14 protein-coding genes are annotated in these 16,933 nt (G+C 63.4%); 7 read left to right on the top strand and 7 right to left on the bottom strand.

Features of this window, described 5'->3' with window-relative positions:
• Positions 1–24: 24 nt before the first annotated feature.
• The gene (locus tag AB0N05_RS13875; protein ID WP_364692516.1) at positions 25–1,530 is read right to left on the bottom strand and encodes a leucyl aminopeptidase; all 1,506 of its coding nucleotides are present in this window, start codon (positions 1,528–1,530) and stop codon (positions 25–27) included.
• A gap of 433 nt (positions 1,531–1,963) precedes the next feature.
• Positions 1,964–2,701, bottom strand: a complete 738-nt coding sequence (locus AB0N05_RS13870) for a 1-acyl-sn-glycerol-3-phosphate acyltransferase (RefSeq protein ID WP_364692513.1) — start codon at positions 2,699–2,701, stop codon at positions 1,964–1,966.
• A gap of 417 nt (positions 2,702–3,118) precedes the next feature.
• Between AB0N05_RS13870 and AB0N05_RS13865 the strand changes: the two genes are divergently transcribed.
• The 7 genes from AB0N05_RS13865 (at position 3,119) to AB0N05_RS13835 (ending at position 8,151) form a co-directional block, all read left to right on the top strand.
• Positions 3,119–3,787, top strand: coding sequence for a hypothetical protein (locus AB0N05_RS13865; protein WP_364692510.1), 669 nt, complete (start codon positions 3,119–3,121; stop codon positions 3,785–3,787).
• A 203-nt stretch (positions 3,788–3,990) separates the two neighbouring features.
• Positions 3,991–5,187, top strand: coding sequence for an elongation factor Tu (gene tuf / locus AB0N05_RS13860; RefSeq protein WP_364692507.1), 1,197 nt, complete (start codon positions 3,991–3,993; stop codon positions 5,185–5,187).
• Between the two features lie 336 nt (positions 5,188–5,523).
• On the top strand, positions 5,524–5,847 hold the full coding sequence (locus tag AB0N05_RS13855) for a hypothetical protein (RefSeq protein WP_364692504.1): 324 nt from the start codon (positions 5,524–5,526) through the stop codon (positions 5,845–5,847).
• Positions 5,847–7,208 carry a hypothetical protein gene (locus AB0N05_RS13850; RefSeq protein WP_364692501.1) on the top strand — a complete coding sequence of 454 codons (1,362 nt, stop codon included), beginning with the start codon at positions 5,847–5,849 and terminating at the stop codon, positions 7,206–7,208. Before AB0N05_RS13855 ends, AB0N05_RS13850 begins: the two co-directional genes overlap by 1 nt.
• A gap of 29 nt (positions 7,209–7,237) precedes the next feature.
• Positions 7,238–7,513 (top strand): hypothetical protein, encoded by a 276-nt coding sequence (locus tag AB0N05_RS13845; RefSeq protein ID WP_364692498.1) that lies wholly within the window; start codon positions 7,238–7,240, stop codon positions 7,511–7,513.
• Positions 7,510–7,791 (top strand): hypothetical protein, encoded by a 282-nt coding sequence (locus AB0N05_RS13840; protein ID WP_364692495.1) that lies wholly within the window; start codon positions 7,510–7,512, stop codon positions 7,789–7,791. The genes AB0N05_RS13845 and AB0N05_RS13840 overlap by 4 nt, the downstream gene beginning before the upstream one ends.
• A 12-nt stretch (positions 7,792–7,803) precedes the next feature.
• A complete protein-coding gene (locus tag AB0N05_RS13835; RefSeq protein ID WP_364692492.1) occupies positions 7,804–8,151 on the top strand; it encodes a hypothetical protein in 348 nt (115 codons plus the stop codon).
• On the opposite strand, the gene AB0N05_RS13830 is transcribed toward AB0N05_RS13835, so the two are convergent.
• The 5 genes from AB0N05_RS13830 to AB0N05_RS13810 all read right to left on the bottom strand — a co-directional run bounded on the left by AB0N05_RS13830 (position 8,132) and on the right by AB0N05_RS13810 (position 16,925).
• On the bottom strand, positions 8,132–9,760 hold the full coding sequence (locus AB0N05_RS13830; protein WP_364692490.1) for an AAA family ATPase: 1,629 nt from the start codon (positions 9,758–9,760) through the stop codon (positions 8,132–8,134). The two genes, AB0N05_RS13835 and AB0N05_RS13830, sit on opposite strands and share 20 nt — an antisense overlap.
• 147 nt (positions 9,761–9,907) lie before the next feature.
• A complete protein-coding gene (locus tag AB0N05_RS13825; RefSeq protein ID WP_364692488.1) occupies positions 9,908–13,330 on the bottom strand; it encodes an ATP-binding protein in 3,423 nt (1,140 codons plus the stop codon).
• 153 nt (positions 13,331–13,483) lie between these two features.
• Entirely contained in the window at positions 13,484–15,286 is a 1,803-nt protein-coding gene (locus tag AB0N05_RS13820; protein WP_364692485.1) for a 3'-5' exonuclease, read from the bottom strand.
• Between the two features lie 507 nt (positions 15,287–15,793).
• On the bottom strand, positions 15,794–16,438 hold the full coding sequence (locus AB0N05_RS13815; protein WP_364692482.1) for a hypothetical protein: 645 nt from the start codon (positions 16,436–16,438) through the stop codon (positions 15,794–15,796).
• Between the two features lie 4 nt (positions 16,439–16,442).
• Entirely contained in the window at positions 16,443–16,925 is a 483-nt protein-coding gene (locus tag AB0N05_RS13810) for a hypothetical protein (protein WP_364692479.1), read from the bottom strand.
• Positions 16,926–16,933 lie beyond the last annotated feature (8 nt).

Raw genomic sequence — 16,933 nt, 5'->3', positions numbered from 1 at the left:
GATCCGGCCCTGCCGACGCCATTCTTACTCTGCCGCGATGTCTTCCAGGGTCGCGATGAGCGTGCGAACCGGCACGCCCGTGCCACCCTTGCCGATGTACCCGAACGCCCCGCCCGTGTTGTAGGCCGGTCCCGCGACATCCAGGTGCGCCCACGCGACACCCTCCGGCACGAACTCCTTCAGGAACAGCCCGGCCGACAGCATCCCGCCCCACCGATGCGGCGCGACATTGGCCAGATCGGCGATCTTGGAAGCGATATCCGCGCGCAATTCCGCGGGAAGCGGCATGGCCCAAGCGTTTTCGCCCACGGACTGGGAGATGCGGGCAACCCGATCACGGAATTCATCGGTGCCCATGACACCCGGCGTCCGGGTGCCGAGCGCGACCATCTGCGCACCGGTGAGGGTGGCGACATCGATCAGGTAGTCGGGCTCGTCCTCGCCCGCCCGCACAATGGCGTCGGCGAGGATCAGGCGACCCTCCGCGTCGGTATTGATCACCTCGACGGTGGTCCCGCCGTACTGCGTGAGCACGTCACCCGGCCGCTGCGCGTCGGCGGACGGCATGTTCTCGGCCATCGGCACGGTCGCGGTAACGGTGATCGGCAGGCTCAACCGAGCCGCCAGCAGCGTGGTGGCAATGACCGCCGCCGCGCCACCCATATCGGAGGTCATGTTCTCCATGCCCGCGGCAGGCTTGATCGAAATGCCGCCGGTATCGAAGGTGATGCCCTTACCGATCAGCGCCACCTTGGGGTCGCCGCCCGCATAGGTGATGCGAATCAGCCGAGGCTTCCGCGAGGACCCCTTGCCGACACCGAGGATGCCGCCGAATCCCTTGGCCTCCAACTCCTTCTCGTCCAGGATCTCCACCTGCAACCCGGCGGCCTTGGCCAATTCCGCTGCGCGATTGGCGAATTCACCCGGGTAAAGGTGGCTCGGGGGAGTGTTCACGAAATCCCGTGCGGTAGCGACGGCTTCGGCGATCGCCTGAGCCCGGAACAGCGCCTCCTCGCCGAATCCCGCTTCAGGAACCAGGAATTCGATGCGCCCCACCGGCTGCTCACCGGCCTTGGGTGCGGATTTTCCCGACTTGAACGCCGTGAACTGGTACGCGCCCAGGTAGAAACCCTCGGCCGCCGCACCAATATCCAGCCCCGACAAAGTGGTGACCGCGGTCCCAACCCCGGTCAGCGCCCGCCCCGCCGCCCCCGCCGACTTACGAACCTGCTCGGCATCAACCTTGTCCGCAGCACCCAGCCCGACCGCCAGCACACTGTCCACCGACAGCCCGCTCGGCGCGGGCACCCGAGTCAACTCCTCCGACTTACCCTTCGCCCCGACCGCCCGCAACGCGGTCAACAACGCCGCACGAGTGTCGCCGTCGAGCACATCGCCGAACGCATCCGCCGGCGCGATCGCGGGCCCGTCATCACCGGAGGTGAGTCCAATAACGAGCACATCGGCCGCCCCGATGTTCTCCGTACGTGCCAATTCCGGTCCGAGCGAACGATCTGCAACAGCTGTCATGCGCCCCACGTTACTGGGCGAGTCGCGCCCCGGCGGGTTGGGCTCGACACGTCACTCGCTCGTCGAGCGCGGTCGTCGTCCGGCGCGCAGATCCACCGACAGCCGCGTGCGGTCGACCCTTGCAGGGGTTGTCGACAGTTGCAGGCGTTGCAAGGTCTGCATCTGCCAATAAGGCCTGCAACTGCGGGTATCCCCGCCACAGCGTGCCGAGCAGCGACTACCGGTGTGGTGTCCCAGCCGAGGATGGGGAACCGGCATTCGGGCGGCGAGCGTATCGACCGCGGCATGCTCAGCCGACGGCGGGGGTGGCGTTCGGCGAGCGCTGTGCCCGGGTTGGGCAGGACGCTTCGGGCGACTCATCGGGCGCGGTTGTCGCCGACTCGACTCGTGGTTGCACGCGCTGTCCTTACCGACGAATACGACGACAGCGGGCTCAGCCGAGGATCGGGAACCTGCGTTCGGCGGCGAGCTTGTCGACCGCGGCCTGCATGATCTTCATGACCTCGGCGTACATGACCGAATAGTCGGGTTCGTCGTCCGCGGGGAACTGGGCGCGCAAGTCGATCGGCGGCAGCGCTTCGATGGTGATCTTCGCCGGGAATGGGATGAGCTGGGGGAGTACCACCGGCAGGGCGCTGACTCGGAACGGCGGCCGGTCGATCCGCAGCATTCGCACCAGCGATTCGCCGCGCGAGAGCGAGATGGAGGTTTCGTGGCTGCCGACGTGCACGACCGGGATCAGCGGAACGTCTTCCTCATAAGCGATGCGCAGGAACCCCGTTCGCCCGCCGAAGTCGACCGTATTGGCCTGCCAGATCGGTCGGAACTGGTCGTATTCGCCGCCGGGAAACACCAGCAATACCGATCCGGCCCGCAGTGCGGCGCGCGCGTTGTCCCGATTGGCGGCGAGCACGCCGAGCTTGCGGGCGAGCCGTGCCCCGGGAATCGCCGCTTGGATCAGCCGCCACCCGTCGTGCGCCAGTACATGTATCGGCCGTTGTGACCCGAACCGCCGCAGGAGGCCGTCGAAGAGAACCGGAGCATCGGGCATGGCGATGACGCCCGAATGCATCGACGCCAGCAGCGCCGGTCCGCTGTCTGGAATGTGTTCGAGCCCGCGGACCTCGCCCCGGAAATACCAGGTCGCCAGCCGAGCCGGCGTTTGCGTCATGGCCACGATCCGTGGATCCCGTTCCCCCGGATCCTCCGTCGGCGCATTCCGAAGCAGCCGCCGCGCCAGGCCTTCCACGGCCGCGAACCCCGAAGTGATTGGGGCGCTGAGCCATTCGCCGGACGACACCTGAGTTGTGGTCACTATTCCCCCGATCGGTGGCGACGCCATTGCCGTCACTCCAACTCTAGCGACCTGTCTGAGACGACGTCGAGCTCAGAGGCTGCGGCGTGTGCGCTGCCGATCCCGGCGAACGGTCTCGGCCCGCGGCTGCTCCACGAGGCGGCCTTCCTCGATAGTCGAGCCACGGAACGCCCTGTCCGTCGGGTTGCGCGGAAATAGCTTCGGGCATGAGTACCCTGCCGGGTGAACGGGCTTTTCGGGTCAGCATCCTGCTTGAACGGAAGGGCATCGACAATGGCGTCACCCGGTAATGACTACGACGGCATGCCACCGCAGCCGAACAAGAAGGCGCGGAATGTGGCCATCGCCGCCGCAGTGGTCGCGGTAGCCGCGGTGGCCTTCGCGGCGGGCGTGCTGATCAACCGATCCGACAGCGGCTCGGACACCAAAACCACCACCTCGTCCACGGCCGCCCCCACCACGACGAGCACCACATCCAAGTCGGCCGCACCCACCGCCCCCAACCCCAACACCGGGCCGCAGCCGACCGCTGCCCCGAAACCCACTGCCACACCCCAGCCCGCCCACAAAACCGGCGACGACTGCTCACACGACAACATCGTCGCCCAATGGCAGCAGCGCAACGGCCAATGGGTATGCGTCCCCCAGGAACAAGGCCGCGACCCGCATCAAATAGGTGACGACTGCTCGCACGGCAATATCGTCGCGCAATGGGGTCTGACCTCCGACGGCCAGTGGGTGTGCATCCCGCAGGAGCAGGGCCGCGACCCGCACCAGGTCGGTGACGACTGCTCCCACGACGGCATCATCGCCCAATGGGGCCTGACTTCAACCGGCGAATGGGTATGCATCCCGCAAGGTCAAGGCGGCGACCCCGAACCGTATACCCCTGGTGAACCGGGTGCGGCGCACGCCTACGGGCGGCATGCCGGGGTCTGGTAGCTCGCGCTGAATTGCTCAGTGCCGGACGGGCGCTGCCGCGGGTATGCCGTCAACCCAGCTCGACGCTCGATTGGACCGGTTCCCGAGTTTTCCGCCGTCTCAGCCAAATACGCTGGTATTGACACCGCCGTCGGGCATACACGGCGGTGTCGACCATTCCCCGGTGCCCGCCCCGAATCGCACGGGCGCACAGGAGGTTTCCAGTGGCGAAGGCGAAGTTTCAACGCACCAAGCCGCATGTCAACGTGGGCACGATCGGCCACATCGACCACGGCAAAACCACCCTCACCGCGGCGATAACCAAAGTCCTGCACAACAAATACCCCGACCTCAACCCCTTCACCCCGTTCGACGCGATCGACAAGGCCCCGGAGGAACGCCAGCGCGGCATCACCATCTCCATCGCCCACGTCGAATATCAGACCGAGAACCGCCACTACGCCCACGTCGACTGCCCCGGGCATGCGGACTACATCAAGAACATGATCACCGGCGCGGCCCAGATGGACGGCGCGATCCTGGTGGTAGCCGCCACAGACGGCCCGATGCCGCAAACCAAGGAGCACGTGATCCTGGCGCGGCAGGTCGGCGTACCGAAAATGGTTGTGGCACTGAACAAGTGCGACATGGTGGATGACGACGAGATCCTCGAACTGGTCGAGCTGGAGGTCGCCGACCTACTCAACGAGTACAGCTTCGACGGAGACAACACACCCGTCATCCGAATCTCGGCCTACCAGGCGCTGGAGAACCCCACCGGCGAATGGGGAAGCGGCATAGTCGATCTCCTCCGCGCAGTCGACGAATGGATCGACACCCCCGCCCGCGAAGTGGACAAGCCCTTCCTAATGCCCATCGAGGACATCTTCACCATCACCGGCCGAGGAACCGTCATCACCGGCCGAATCGAGCGCGGCATCATCAAGGTGAACTCGGAGGTCGAAATCATCGGCATTCGCCCCAAAATGGTGAAATCCACTGTCACAGGCGTCGAAATGTTCCGAAAACTCCTCGACGAGGGCCAAGCAGGAGACAACGTAGGCCTCCTCCTACGAGGCACGCGTCGAGAAGACGTAGAACGAGGCATGTGCGTCATAAAGCCCGGCACCGTAACCCCCCACACAGAATTCGAAGGCCAGGCGTACATCCTCTCCAAGGAGGAAGGCGGCCGCCACACCCCGTTCTTCGACAACTACCGCCCCCAATTCTATTTCCGCACAACAGATGTGACGGGCGTAGTAACCCTCCCCAAACCCACCGAAATGGTCCTCCCCGGCGACAACGTGGCCATGACCGTCAAACTGATCCAACCCGTAGCTATGGAACTAGGCCTGAAGTTCGCCATCCGCGAGGGCGGCCGAACGGTAGGCGCAGGTCAGATCACAAAGATCCTCAAATAATCAGCCCATCGCGCCCAGCGGTTCATGACGACTTCAGTCTGGGTCAGCTCACGACAGTGAGTACGAAATTTGAGTTGGCGACACTCTCCTCGAGGCTGATGCGGTCGCGCAGCAGCGGATGCTGCCGCAACATTCTCGTGCCGTACCGACGCGCGGCTGGATCGGCGATCAAGCAAGCCTCTCTGCGGTCGCCGCCGGCCACCAGCCACCGGGATCGCGATGATCGGGCCACAGGAACTGATCTCTGGAGCGCAGCGTCAAATGCGGTAATGGCAGCTCGCTATCGTCGCTGAGCCTGAGATAGAGTGCGGGAAGTTTGCGGTCCAGGGGAGAATTATGTCTTTCGAAGTCAATCCGGAGGGTCTCCGTGCGGCAGCGGGGGCAATTGCACTGCTGACCGGTGATATAGACGGTGCACCGCACCTCGGCGCGGAGCCGGTTGCCAATAAGCTGCCAGGGTCGGCCATCGGAGCGGCTCTGGGTAAGACCGACCCGCTGAGTCGACAGGCGAAGGACGTGCTGAAGGCCCGATTCAACGAGTTTGCGGCCGTACTGGTGGTTGCGGCCGATACCTACCACGGCTCCGATCAGGACGCGGCCCAGCGGCTCGTCGCTCTTACGGATATCAACTCCGGCGACCCGCACTCGGGAGGCAACTGATGCCCACCCCGAAAGAAGTAGATGCGTGGGATATCCCCGGCCTTCAAACCGCAGCCACCAATGCTGCGGATATCGCCCACGCGATCGTCAAGTCGTCGGGCACCATGCACGACACCATTTACAGCCTGCTCTGGCAGGGCGTCGCGCGGAACTCCGCTGAAGGGCGCGCCGATCGCGAGCAGTCCCAGATGCGTGCCATCGCCATGGCCTATGACGACCTGTCATCCGCCTGCTCGGACGCGGCCCGCGACCTCGCCGACCCGGTCGCGACAATCCGCTCGATCCTGCGGCACTATGCCGTCGCACCCGTAACCGTCGCCGCGGACTGGACGATCAGCGGCGTCGAGGACTGGGGATCCGAAGCAGGACTCGAGCTCTCGAGGCTGCCCGAACTTGTTTCGACAGTCGACGCTCTGGATTCACAGTATGGTGCGCGGATTGCGGCCGCGAACGGTGAATTGGAGGCAATGGCGCCTGCCTCGGCGCTGGCTGCGGCCAATGCCGAGATCCAAGCTGACAAGTCCGGTGATACCAGAGCAGACCCGGATCGGATCCGGACTTCCGCGGCAGCTTTTCAGCAGGTGTTCCGACGGCCCCCGATGAGCCCGACGGATTGGGCTACCGCTGAGGTTCTCAACCCGAAGAGCTACGACCCGAAATATCAGGGCACGCAACCGGAAATCGTTGTCGGACGAATCAATCCGGTGCCCGGCCAAGGTGTCGTTCGCTCCGCGCTTTTTATCCCCGCGGCCCAGGTGGCGAACGTTCCACATTACGACCTCGGAGACAACCGCGCCGAGAACCCCAACTTCGATCCCGAGCATGCTCGCGTGACCACATACATCGACTACGAGAACGGGCTCATCGTTACTCGTCAGAACCCCTCTGTCACCGTCAATGGTGACGTCAAGGTGCGGGCACCGGAAGTCGAAGCCCAGCAGCTCCACGACGGATCGGTACTGGTCCGTTACGATGCCACCAATCCTTTCGCCCCGCTTGCCCCCGTCGGTCCTGCACTGTCCGGACATACCGTGAACGGCGAACTCGTCATCTCGCCGACGAGTGGTAATCCCGGAAGTCCGCGCGTAGTAGCTGGCGGATTGATCACCGACTATCCGTCCGTCGAGATCTACCAGGACAACCCCGCAGGAAAGGAACGGCCTGTGTTGATCGATGCAGCTGATTCAGGAAGTCAGTGGGGCCCGCTGTCCAACTTGCCTTTCCATCACGAGGTCGGCGGCGGCACCGCGATGTTCGACCCGTTCAAAGCAGATCTCGACAAACCTGACTGGATGAAGAACGCGCCGACACAGCTCGGCAGCGTGAACAACCCGCCTTCGATCGTGGTCGTGAACAAGTGACACAGAGCCGATCTGGTTTTCGCGGGCACATGTCCGACGCCGTTTTTTGGAAGTGGGCGACACTGATGTTGCCGGTGGCAATCGCCATCGAGGTGGCCTTGTTTGGGGCGGTTGCCTCCGCGATCACCAATTCCGACCCGACGGCAGATCCGTCGCGCCACTTGATCTTCGGGGTAGTGGTCATCGCGGCGGCTGCCGCGGCCGCCCTGTTGGCGCGCAGAAGGACATCGGCAGGCCGAGGCGCAGCCCTCGGCGTGGTGACGGCCTGTGGCTTCCTGTTGCTGACCTGGGTGGTGACCTTGTGACCGGACTTCTGGATCGCTACCTCCGGAACGATTGGTTCGGCCCGGAAGGGTTCGCTGCCTGTATCCTCGGAATCCTCTGCATAGCACTGCCATTCATCGGATGGGTTCCGAATGATGCCTGGTGGTTCGCCTTCGCGCCAGGGCTGGCAGGGCTCGCCCTCATTCCCTTCGAAGGAACCAGCCGGCGAATCGGAATCGGGCTGATAGCCGCCTTCTTAGCGTTCGTCCTCGCTCTCGTGGCTTTTCTCATCGGGCTGGGAATAGGCCACCTCTTCTGAGGATTGTGAATCGTGACCAGTGAACCGTACCGGCGCAGTAGGGAGAACGCCGCCGCGGCAGTGGCTGCTGTCCTTGCTGTACTCAATAGCGAAGAACAGGATCGTCGAGTGTTTCACTGGCATAGCTGGTTTGCCTCCATCGCGGATGTCATCGGTGATACCGGTCTGGATGATAAGGCGGCAGTTGAGCAGGCGAAGGAGATCAACGATCGTCTCTATTCCGCTTCAAGGAACGTCACCGACTTCTATTTCGTTCGCGCCGACATCGAAGAGCAGAGAATCGAACGAGCTCGCCTCCGCCTGTACGCGGACGAGCTGGCCATTTCTTCCGATGAAGGGGTCATTCGAGCCGAGCAGTGAGCGCCCGGAATGCGAGGGCAAGGTCCTCCGCGTCGAGTGTCACCAGCTCATCGGCCGTCGGTTCGCGCACCTCGAGCTGGCGGGCGAGTCGCAAATCTCTTAGGGCTGAAGCCTTTTCGCACAGAGTGCGGATGAATCGTCCGCTCCCGAGCTGATCGGCCCATCCCCGCTCACCGACCTCGTTGCAGCACGAATCCAGTTCGGCGTCGGCGGCCGGGGTCAGGCGTTGTTGACTCTCAGCGACCAATGCGCGGCCGATTTCGGCCAGTTCGGTTCCGGCGTAGCCGGGAAAGTCGATACGGGTGTTGAACCGCGAACTCAAGCCTGGATTGCTGCCGAGAAGCTGATCCATTTCATCCTCATACCCCGCCAGAATGATGACCAAGCGCTGCCGGTCGTCCTCGGCACGCGTCAACAACACCTGTAATGCTTCGTCGCCGTAGACATCTCGGTCTTCGCCACCCCGGGTATTGCACAGTGAATATGCCTCATCGATGAACAGCACGCCGTCCAGAGCCTTGTCGATAACCTTGTTCGTCCTGGGCGCGGTGTGACCGACGTACCCTCCGACCAAGTCGGCACGATGCGCCTCGACCAAGTGCCCCTTATCCAGTAGATGGAGTCCGGCGAAGACGTTGCCGACGATGCGGGCCACGGTGGTCTTGCCGGTTCCGGGCGGACCGGCGAACACCATGTGATGAGGAACCGCGCCGCCGGGCAGCCCATGTTGTTCACGCAAACGCGACATGCGCAGCTGAGCGATGAGGATTTCGACCTGCTGCTTGACCGGTTCCACGCCGATGAGCGCCGCGAGCTCAGCGACGGCCTGATGCAGTAGTTCGGCTCGTACATCGTCGGTCAGCTCGGCACCGTCGTAGTGACCGGATACTGTGGGCGCACCTGAAGCCTTACCAAGCAAAGATTCTGCGGTACCGTGCCACGAACGTATCGTCTTGGAGCGTTTGTACTTGCTCGGAGACACATCTACATCGATTACGCCCTCGGTGTCGGCAGCGATCATGAAGTCGGCGACCGCTGAGGCGCTCTTTCCTGGCGCGAGTACACCCTTGAAGTTTGCTCGTCGGCCCAGGTCGTCCGGTATGGCGATCCTCCCGTCCCGCCCCGTTCGGACCGTCAACTCGATGTCATCCAGGGAGACCCGCGTGTCCGATGCGTTCTTCACGACGACGGTGAGTTCGATGCCCTCCATCTGAGGCTCACGGAACGAATGCCGGACCTCGCGACACCGCACATCCGCGACCGTGAACTCCACTCCATTGCCGAACGTTGCGGCCTGGCCGAAAGCGAGCACAGTATCGTCGGTTGCCGCCCAGTCCACGACGCGTTCGACTTCGACAGACCAGACTCGACGGTCGTCCGCCTTCGATCGGGTATTGGAGCTATCCAGCACGGTCCACCGTCCGCCGCCCCCATCCACGACCGGTACCCAGCCCAAACCGAGTTGGCGAGAACTGTCCCGCGCCTCGTACCACGGTCCCTTCAGCGACGAGTCGCTGAGCGGAGTCGTGAACGTCAGTCGCCGATGTCCCGGATTCGTCAGTACTTCAGCTTCGACCGTGGCGTAGGTGTCGTCGATCAGGAACGTCATGGTCGAAGGCGATGTATTCACCCTGACGGTTCTACCGTCAGGGAACCGCGAGCGCCCCATCGCATGCGCCACACTTCGGTGTCTCGGCCTCTGACTGCGCCGGCTTTCCAAGCGCGCTGGCGATGCTGGGATGTCGCGCCTGTCCGGTCAGTCGCTCGACTCCGTACGCAACGATGCGGCAAGGACGTCGAAATAGCGTTGATCCCTCCATGATCGATGATTTCCGATGACGTAGAAACGCCGCTTCGCGCGTGAGACCGCCACATTGAGCAGATTCGGCTTCTCAGCAGCCCACCTGCGTGCACCTACCTGCCGTGGTGACGTGCCGAGTACGAGGATCACCACGTCGGCCTCCTGTCCTTGGACGGTGTGCACCGTGCCGACATTGCGCCGCGCGAAGTCCCTGTCGACGGTGTCGGCTGAGATCGTCTTCGCGCCCCGAACGACGTCTCGGAAGGGACTGATCACCCGAATAGTGTCCGGTGCGATGCCCATTCCGGAGGTCAGCATGTCCAGCAGGTCGCGCAACTGGTCGCCTTCGGCGGGTACCCACTTGCCGTCGGCGACTTCGGAACGGGTGTCGAACCACGTGTTCTCGCTGACGAATTCGGTTCGAGGGGGAGTGCCGTACACCATGAGATCGCCGCCATAGGCGATGCGATTGGAGATGGTGAACATCGGCCGATCGCAGCGTCGATGCACCCGTAGTGGCGACCCCACCCAGGTGAAGGCGTCGCCGTCAGGTTCGGGCAGATTGGTGCCGTATTGGGCAAGCCGATCGGCGACCCGCTGGGCAGAGGTGTAGTCGGGTGTCCACTGTTCGGGCAGGCTGTAGTGGCGAAGCAATGCCTGTTGGGCCGAGAACGGTAGCGTGACAATGGGTTCGAGTTGCTGTGGGTCGCCGACAATGACCGCCCGTTTGGCGCGCCACAGTCCACCGACCGCCTGCTGCGGAGTTGCCTGGCCAGCTTCGTCGATGAACAGCCAGCCGAAGGTCTCCCGCCCGAGTCCGGCGAACAGTCTGGGCAGGGATGCGAATGTGGTTGACACCATCGGTACGGCCAGGAACAGCGTCTGCCATGCCGCCGCCAGTGTCGCCGGTTTTGGCTTGGTGTCGAGCTGATTGCGGATCGCGGCCATCGCCACATTGAGGTTGCCGCGGATGGCATATCCGGCGCCCAGAACGAAGGCCTTGTGCAAGCGAAGTGACTCCAGGAAAAGGCGATGCCGTGCTGCGGTGAATTCCTCATCGGCCCAAGGCGCACACAGCTGGAATCTTCGCTCGTCCGTGAGGGTTTCACCGAAAGGCACGGTCGCCGACCATTGTTCACACGCATCGGTGACAACGGAGAGGGTGACGCGATGACCTGCCGTTGCTGTCGAGTGATCTTCGACGTGGCGGCGTCTGGCGGTTGCGGCGTTCTCCCATCCGATCTCGCACCTTCTGATTTCGGCGGTGCAATTGCGGACAATGCCTTCCTTCGTGTCGAGATCCGCATGGAGTCTGAGACTTTCGGCGTGCCAAACGCGGCCGGCGCGGAACCAGGTCGAGAGCGAAACCCAGAATCCGGGCCTGCGCAGATGGTGTCGATCGATCGAAGCGTTCGCCGCCGCCACGTCCGCTTCGGCCTGAATATGGGCCGAGACCGCCTCCTCATGGAAGCCTCTCCACAAGTCGTGATCACGCTCGGCATCGATAATGCCTTTTGCCGCGGCCTCGATGACGGCTTCCAGACGTGTCAGTTCGGCAATCGCCTGTGCCACGCGCTGACGTTCCTCCGCCAATCGTCGCACCTCGTCGTGTGCCTTGCGGAAAGCAGTGACGGCAGCCTCCCAATCAGGCACGATATCGGGCTCGTTCCCGGTCCGCAGCAATAGTTTCCGCATGCCGTCGGCGGTAGTGGAAGGCTCGCCGCTGTCGTCGCCGTCGCTGGGCCCCGGCTCAGTGAACTGGCTCCGAGGTCCGCCGTCGCCCCACCAGAACCGGCTTACGAATTCGGATCGATTGCTCATATTGCCGAGGACGGCGGCAACGAGTCCCCATGCTCGACGATCGAGTACCCGTGATGCGAGATCGGTGAAGTAGTCGATCGCGACGGCTTCATCCTGCACGCCCGCGACCGCGTCGATGGCGGGGATTTCGGCGGTGACATTGGCCGCGGCGTCATTGCTGGCTGTCGCGACGACGATTTCGAAGCCAGTCAGTTCGGGGCGGAGTCCCTGAACCGTCGATTCGAATTTGCCGATCCTGACGCTTTCCAGTTTGCCGGTAAACGCCGCACGTGGATGGTCCAGCTCGGCGAGCCGAGCTGCTCGCTCGGTCACAATTGCAGCGAGTACATCTCGCAGCATCGTGGTCTTGCCGGTTCCCGGTGGGCCGTTGACGGCGAAAACACCTGTGCTGTCAGCAAGTTGGGACATCAGCTGGTTGACCGCGAACTGCTGGCTGAGTACCAGTGGCTTGGTGACGGCACTCGGCCACCGGCCGCCCGGGAACCGCTGCGGCTCCACACCGGCGATCACCGCATCGGACCGGGTACGAACATCGACGCGAGATTCGGCGGCGCGGTTATCGGACAGGTAATCGTGCAGCGCGTTTCCCACGTCTCCCTGCCGGACCGCCTTCTCGATGGTCGCGAGGTCTTGTGCGATGAAGCTGTTGACGAAATCCTGCTCGGTCGGTTCCCCCGCGTAGCGTGTCGATACCTGGGTGCATCGCACACGCACCCCCGCTACACCCAGAACCTCGGTGATCCGCATTGCTTCGCTCAGCTTCTCAACCAGCGTATTCACGTCGGCAGCTGTAAGGCTGAGGGTTGGTGGGCCCGATTCCTCGTCACTATCGGTGGAGCGGGATTCGGCTTCTCGTCGGGCCAGCAGCTTTTCGGCGAAGGTACCGGCCACTGTCCCCGCAATGCCACCGATCACGGGACCGCCGAGCATCGTGCCCGCGGCGGTGGCCGCGGCTGTCGCAGCAGCGCCGGCACCCTTCACGATCGCTTCGCGCGCAGCGGACCGTCCGCGCTCGCCGAGCTCCGTCACGAGGCCGGAACGCCTCGCTGCCGCTTCAGCGATCTTGGACGGTGCGAGTTCGTTCAGGTTGGTGACGAATTCACGCTCGTCGTCATCGAATCCGTCCAGCCAGGTCGGATGATTGCGTCCTGGAGACTGAAGGCGACTGACGGCCCATGCGCATGCCGACAGAGCGGGTGAATTCTCCACCAGTGAGCCGTCCGCATCCAGCGTGAATGCGAACAGAGCCGTAGTACCTGCCCGGCGACCATCCGGCTGGCTGCGGTCCTCTCCGAAGACCCGGATCAGCTCATCGCGAACCTTATCGATCTGGAACAGCCCGCCGTACACGGTGAACTGCCACGCCTTCCCCGGCGGTAGAGGACGTTCGCGCCAGAGCGGATGATCCGATTGCCAAGGCGCAGGACCGTCGTCGTCCATGTCCAGCACGATCGGGGCAGACGCCTTGCGTGAGAGCTTGGGAAGCTCTTGAGGGCTGAACATCTCGATCGCGCGCCAGAATTGCAGCAGCTGAGCCGCCTGTTTGGTCCCACCCATTGCGAATCCCCTCCGCCGCCGAGTTCCAGCCCGGACTTGTTCTACGGTACGTCAGCAGATTTGTGCTCATGCGAAAAACATTGAGATGCGGTGCTACTCGCAGCTGAACTACTGGTCGGTTTGTATGGTTCGTGAGGTTTGGACAAGCCGTTGCTACACGTCCTGAACTGCCCGGAGGAACCGGCTGGCGCGCCCATGCCAAGTGATCAGAAGTTTTTCCCGAGCGCGGGTACAGGCGACGAATAGCAAGCAGCGTTCGCGTTGCAAGTCGCGCTCGTGGGCGTGTGGATCCTCCTCGATCGGAGTGAGCGCGGCAGTCGCAGGCACATGATCGTCGCCGGCCCCGGCGACGATCATGCACCGGAATTCGAGACCCTTCATGCGATGCATGGTGCCCACTGACACTTCCTGATCCGCACGGGTTCTCCGCGTGAGCAGACGTACAGGAATCCGCGCCGCGGCCAAGTGCCGGGAAATCCGTTCGGCGACCCAGTTGGCGCGGCTGGCGATCCCGATCTCTTCAGCCGCCACGCCCTTGTCCAGCCAGTTTTGTACGGTCGTCGCTATATGTTTCAGCTCGGCCTCTGAGGTCTCGAACCCAATCGTGTCTGGCGGTGTGCCGTGCATTTCCGAACGGCAACCGGCGATGGTCTCCAGTCCACCGTCCATATCGTCGATGGCCTCACCACGCAGAATTGCCAGACTCCAGCCGAGGATTTCGGCGGTGGTGCGGTAATTGATGGACAGGCGTCGTGACCGGCCACTGATATCGATTCCGGTGTCGCGCAGGCTCACCCGATTGTCGTAGATACGTTGATGGGTATCGCCCGCTATGAACAGGTCATCGTGGCCGACCGCAACGGCGGCGCGCAATAGCCGCCATTGGTCGGGACCCAAATCCTGGGCTTCGTCGACGATGATGTGCCTGAAAGGTTTGTCGTCGCCGCTCTGCAGGATACGAGTGGCTTCCCGGCGCAGGGTTTCCCATGTCCAGGCGCCTCGTTCGACCAGCAGTGCCTCGAAAGCCGAGGCAACCTCCCACACTCGAGTCTTCTGTAACCGTCCGAGCCCTCGCCCGCGTCCTTTGCGGTCGGCGGTGCGGTATTCCTCCACGCTGGTCAGCGCCTGAGCGAGGAGGACATGACGCCATTCCTCGGCGAGGAAGGTCTCGGTGAATTCGGTCGGATGTTGCGCGTGAGCAAGTCGCCACAGCTCGACCTCCGTATCCGCGTCCAGCAACCGCGGCTGCCCATGCTTCTCGCGGAACACGTTGTGCGCGAACCTATCCACGTTGCGCACGGTGATGATGTCGGACAGGTGCGGGTCGTCGATCAGCGTCGTGATGCCATCCTCCAGCGTGCCGGCGAGTGTCGACGTGAAGGTGGTGAGCAGGACCCGCCCCGCGCCGCGTTCGGCGAGCCGTCGCGCGCGATGCAACGCCACCACTGTCTTGCCGGTGCCCGGACCTCCGGTGACTCGGGCCGGGCCGCGATATTTGGCGTCGACGATCGTCTGCTGGGTGGGATGCAGGTAGATACGCCACAGCGCGAACGGGTCCGCGAACACTTTCAGCAGTTCCTCGGGGCCTTCGACGAGAAGTACGCGGCCTGGGCTGCGACGAACAGCGGTATCCAGGTCGGATGCGTCGATCGGACCGCTTACGAGGTCCGCGCCGATTTCGGACCATACCTGTTCGAGGGACAATCCAGCGGCCAGCCCGAACAGCACATCCCATTGGGTGGTGGGCAGATGGTTGCGGGCCGCGTCCAACTGCTCCGAATCGGTCATGACGCGAGCTGCGAGCAGCGTGCGTTCGTCGATACCGAGCCGAAGTAGATCGCTATCTTTGAAATTCGCGAACAGCCGGGCCGGTGTCTGCTCGGCGGCGGCGGTGAGTTCAGGCAGGGCAGCATCGAGATCTGCATCATTGCGAATCTCGATGCCGCCGTTGGCCATATTCACCGTTACATCACGGCGGCGCGCCCACGCATAAGCGTCATCGTGGGGGAGTACCTTCAGCAACAGATAAGTGTCGCCGCTCTCGGGTGCGAGGACGACCCCGCGCCAGAAGTTGTCGATCCGGATCGATCGGAACCGCGCGTTCCGGGCGGCTTGGATCCGTTCGAGGTGGATCCCCGCCACGGTCGAATTGGCAAACCTTTCGAATACGTCAGCTATGCGCTGCTGGAGCGGGTTATCGAGCCTGCCGAATTCGAGCAGGAAGTCCCGGTGGATGGCAAGTGTCGGCATGAGTAACTCCCCCTGGATGGTCCACAGAAGTCCGGACGGGTGCCGGACTGCTATGGATACCTGTTGGTGTGCACGCTATCGGAGCGTGCTGGCGCGGATCGTCTTATGGCAGAGCAACTTTCGTTGCGCCGGACGTTGGGGACGTCTGCCATCATCGACCGGACCGGTCTGCTTCGTTTGGCCAGCCTCAAATGGAGAGCCTGCCGATCGAGCTCAGCGGCTGTCTTTCCAGTTCCGAATGGCCTGGTCCAGCAACGAGCGCAACCGGTCGGCGGCGTGCGTGCCGGGCAACAGTTCGGGGTGTGCCTCGCTGTCCCGTTTCGCGATCAGAGCTCCAAGGTTGGTCGAACTCCGTGACGGGAAGACCAGCGAGCACTTCTTCGCCCCGAATTCGCTTGCGAGACCAAGAAATCCGCGTCCAACCCCGAGAGCGGGAGACGAATCGTAGTGCTTGGCTTCGATGGCGGCGATCAGCCCACGGCTGCGGGGATACACGCCGCCTCGTCGGCTTCGCTCAGCTTCCCGATGGTCGATGATCGCGACATCGCACTCATGCGCGACCTTGGATGATGCGGCCAGCACGTACACGCCGAGGTGGATTTCCAGCATCTTCGGTGTGTCCGGGAAGCTCACCAATCCATAGGTGAAGGAGCCCGACCAGAGATTGCCGGGGGACCTGCGGAACTTGAGAGACGTTGTCGGAGTGTGCCCGTCCTGTGTCAGCAATGTGGTGCCGTCGGCCGCTGCGGCTGCATCGACACACAGCGTGAGGATGGCCGCCTCATACAGATCGGACTCGTCAGCACGCGTGCGATAGACCGGTTCGAGAACGCCGATCGCCTGTTCGATGGCCTGCACGAGGTCAGTTTTGTTCATCAGAAGCCTCCACAGTGCCGGTGATCTTGTCGGTGAAGAGTGCGCGCACTACATCTCTGGCGGACTGCGCGCGCTCGGTCTCATCCACGAGATCGATGTAGGCAGGCCGCTCCAGCTCGGGATCGCCGAACTGGACCATCGGTTCCATGTCACGCTCAGTGGCGGTCTTCAGCACGGCCCGGCGTGACGCCAGCATGGTTTCGGCGAGGGTGAGGAGAGCGTCGCGTATGAGGTCGATGCGCTCGTCGTTCGAATACGGAACCATCGCGACGTCGGATGCCGCGAGCGGCGGCAGATCGCTCTCGGCCAGCCGCCGCACGCGCTCCTGATATCCGCTTTCCTGCCGAAGGTCTTGCTTGGATACTGCTCTGCCGAGCTGGAATTCCTGCACCAGCTCATCGGACAAGCCCGGAAGCCCGTCCGTGAGCCGGCCCATGATGCGCTCGAATTGCGAGTTGTCGATTGGCACCGCGGCCC

The organism is Nocardia sp. NPDC051030, from assembly GCF_040683015.1.
Lineage (GTDB): Bacteria > Actinomycetota > Actinomycetes > Mycobacteriales > Mycobacteriaceae > Nocardia.
Note: the sequence above shows the minus strand (reverse complement) of the source record. Positions and strands in the feature narration are given on the sequence as shown.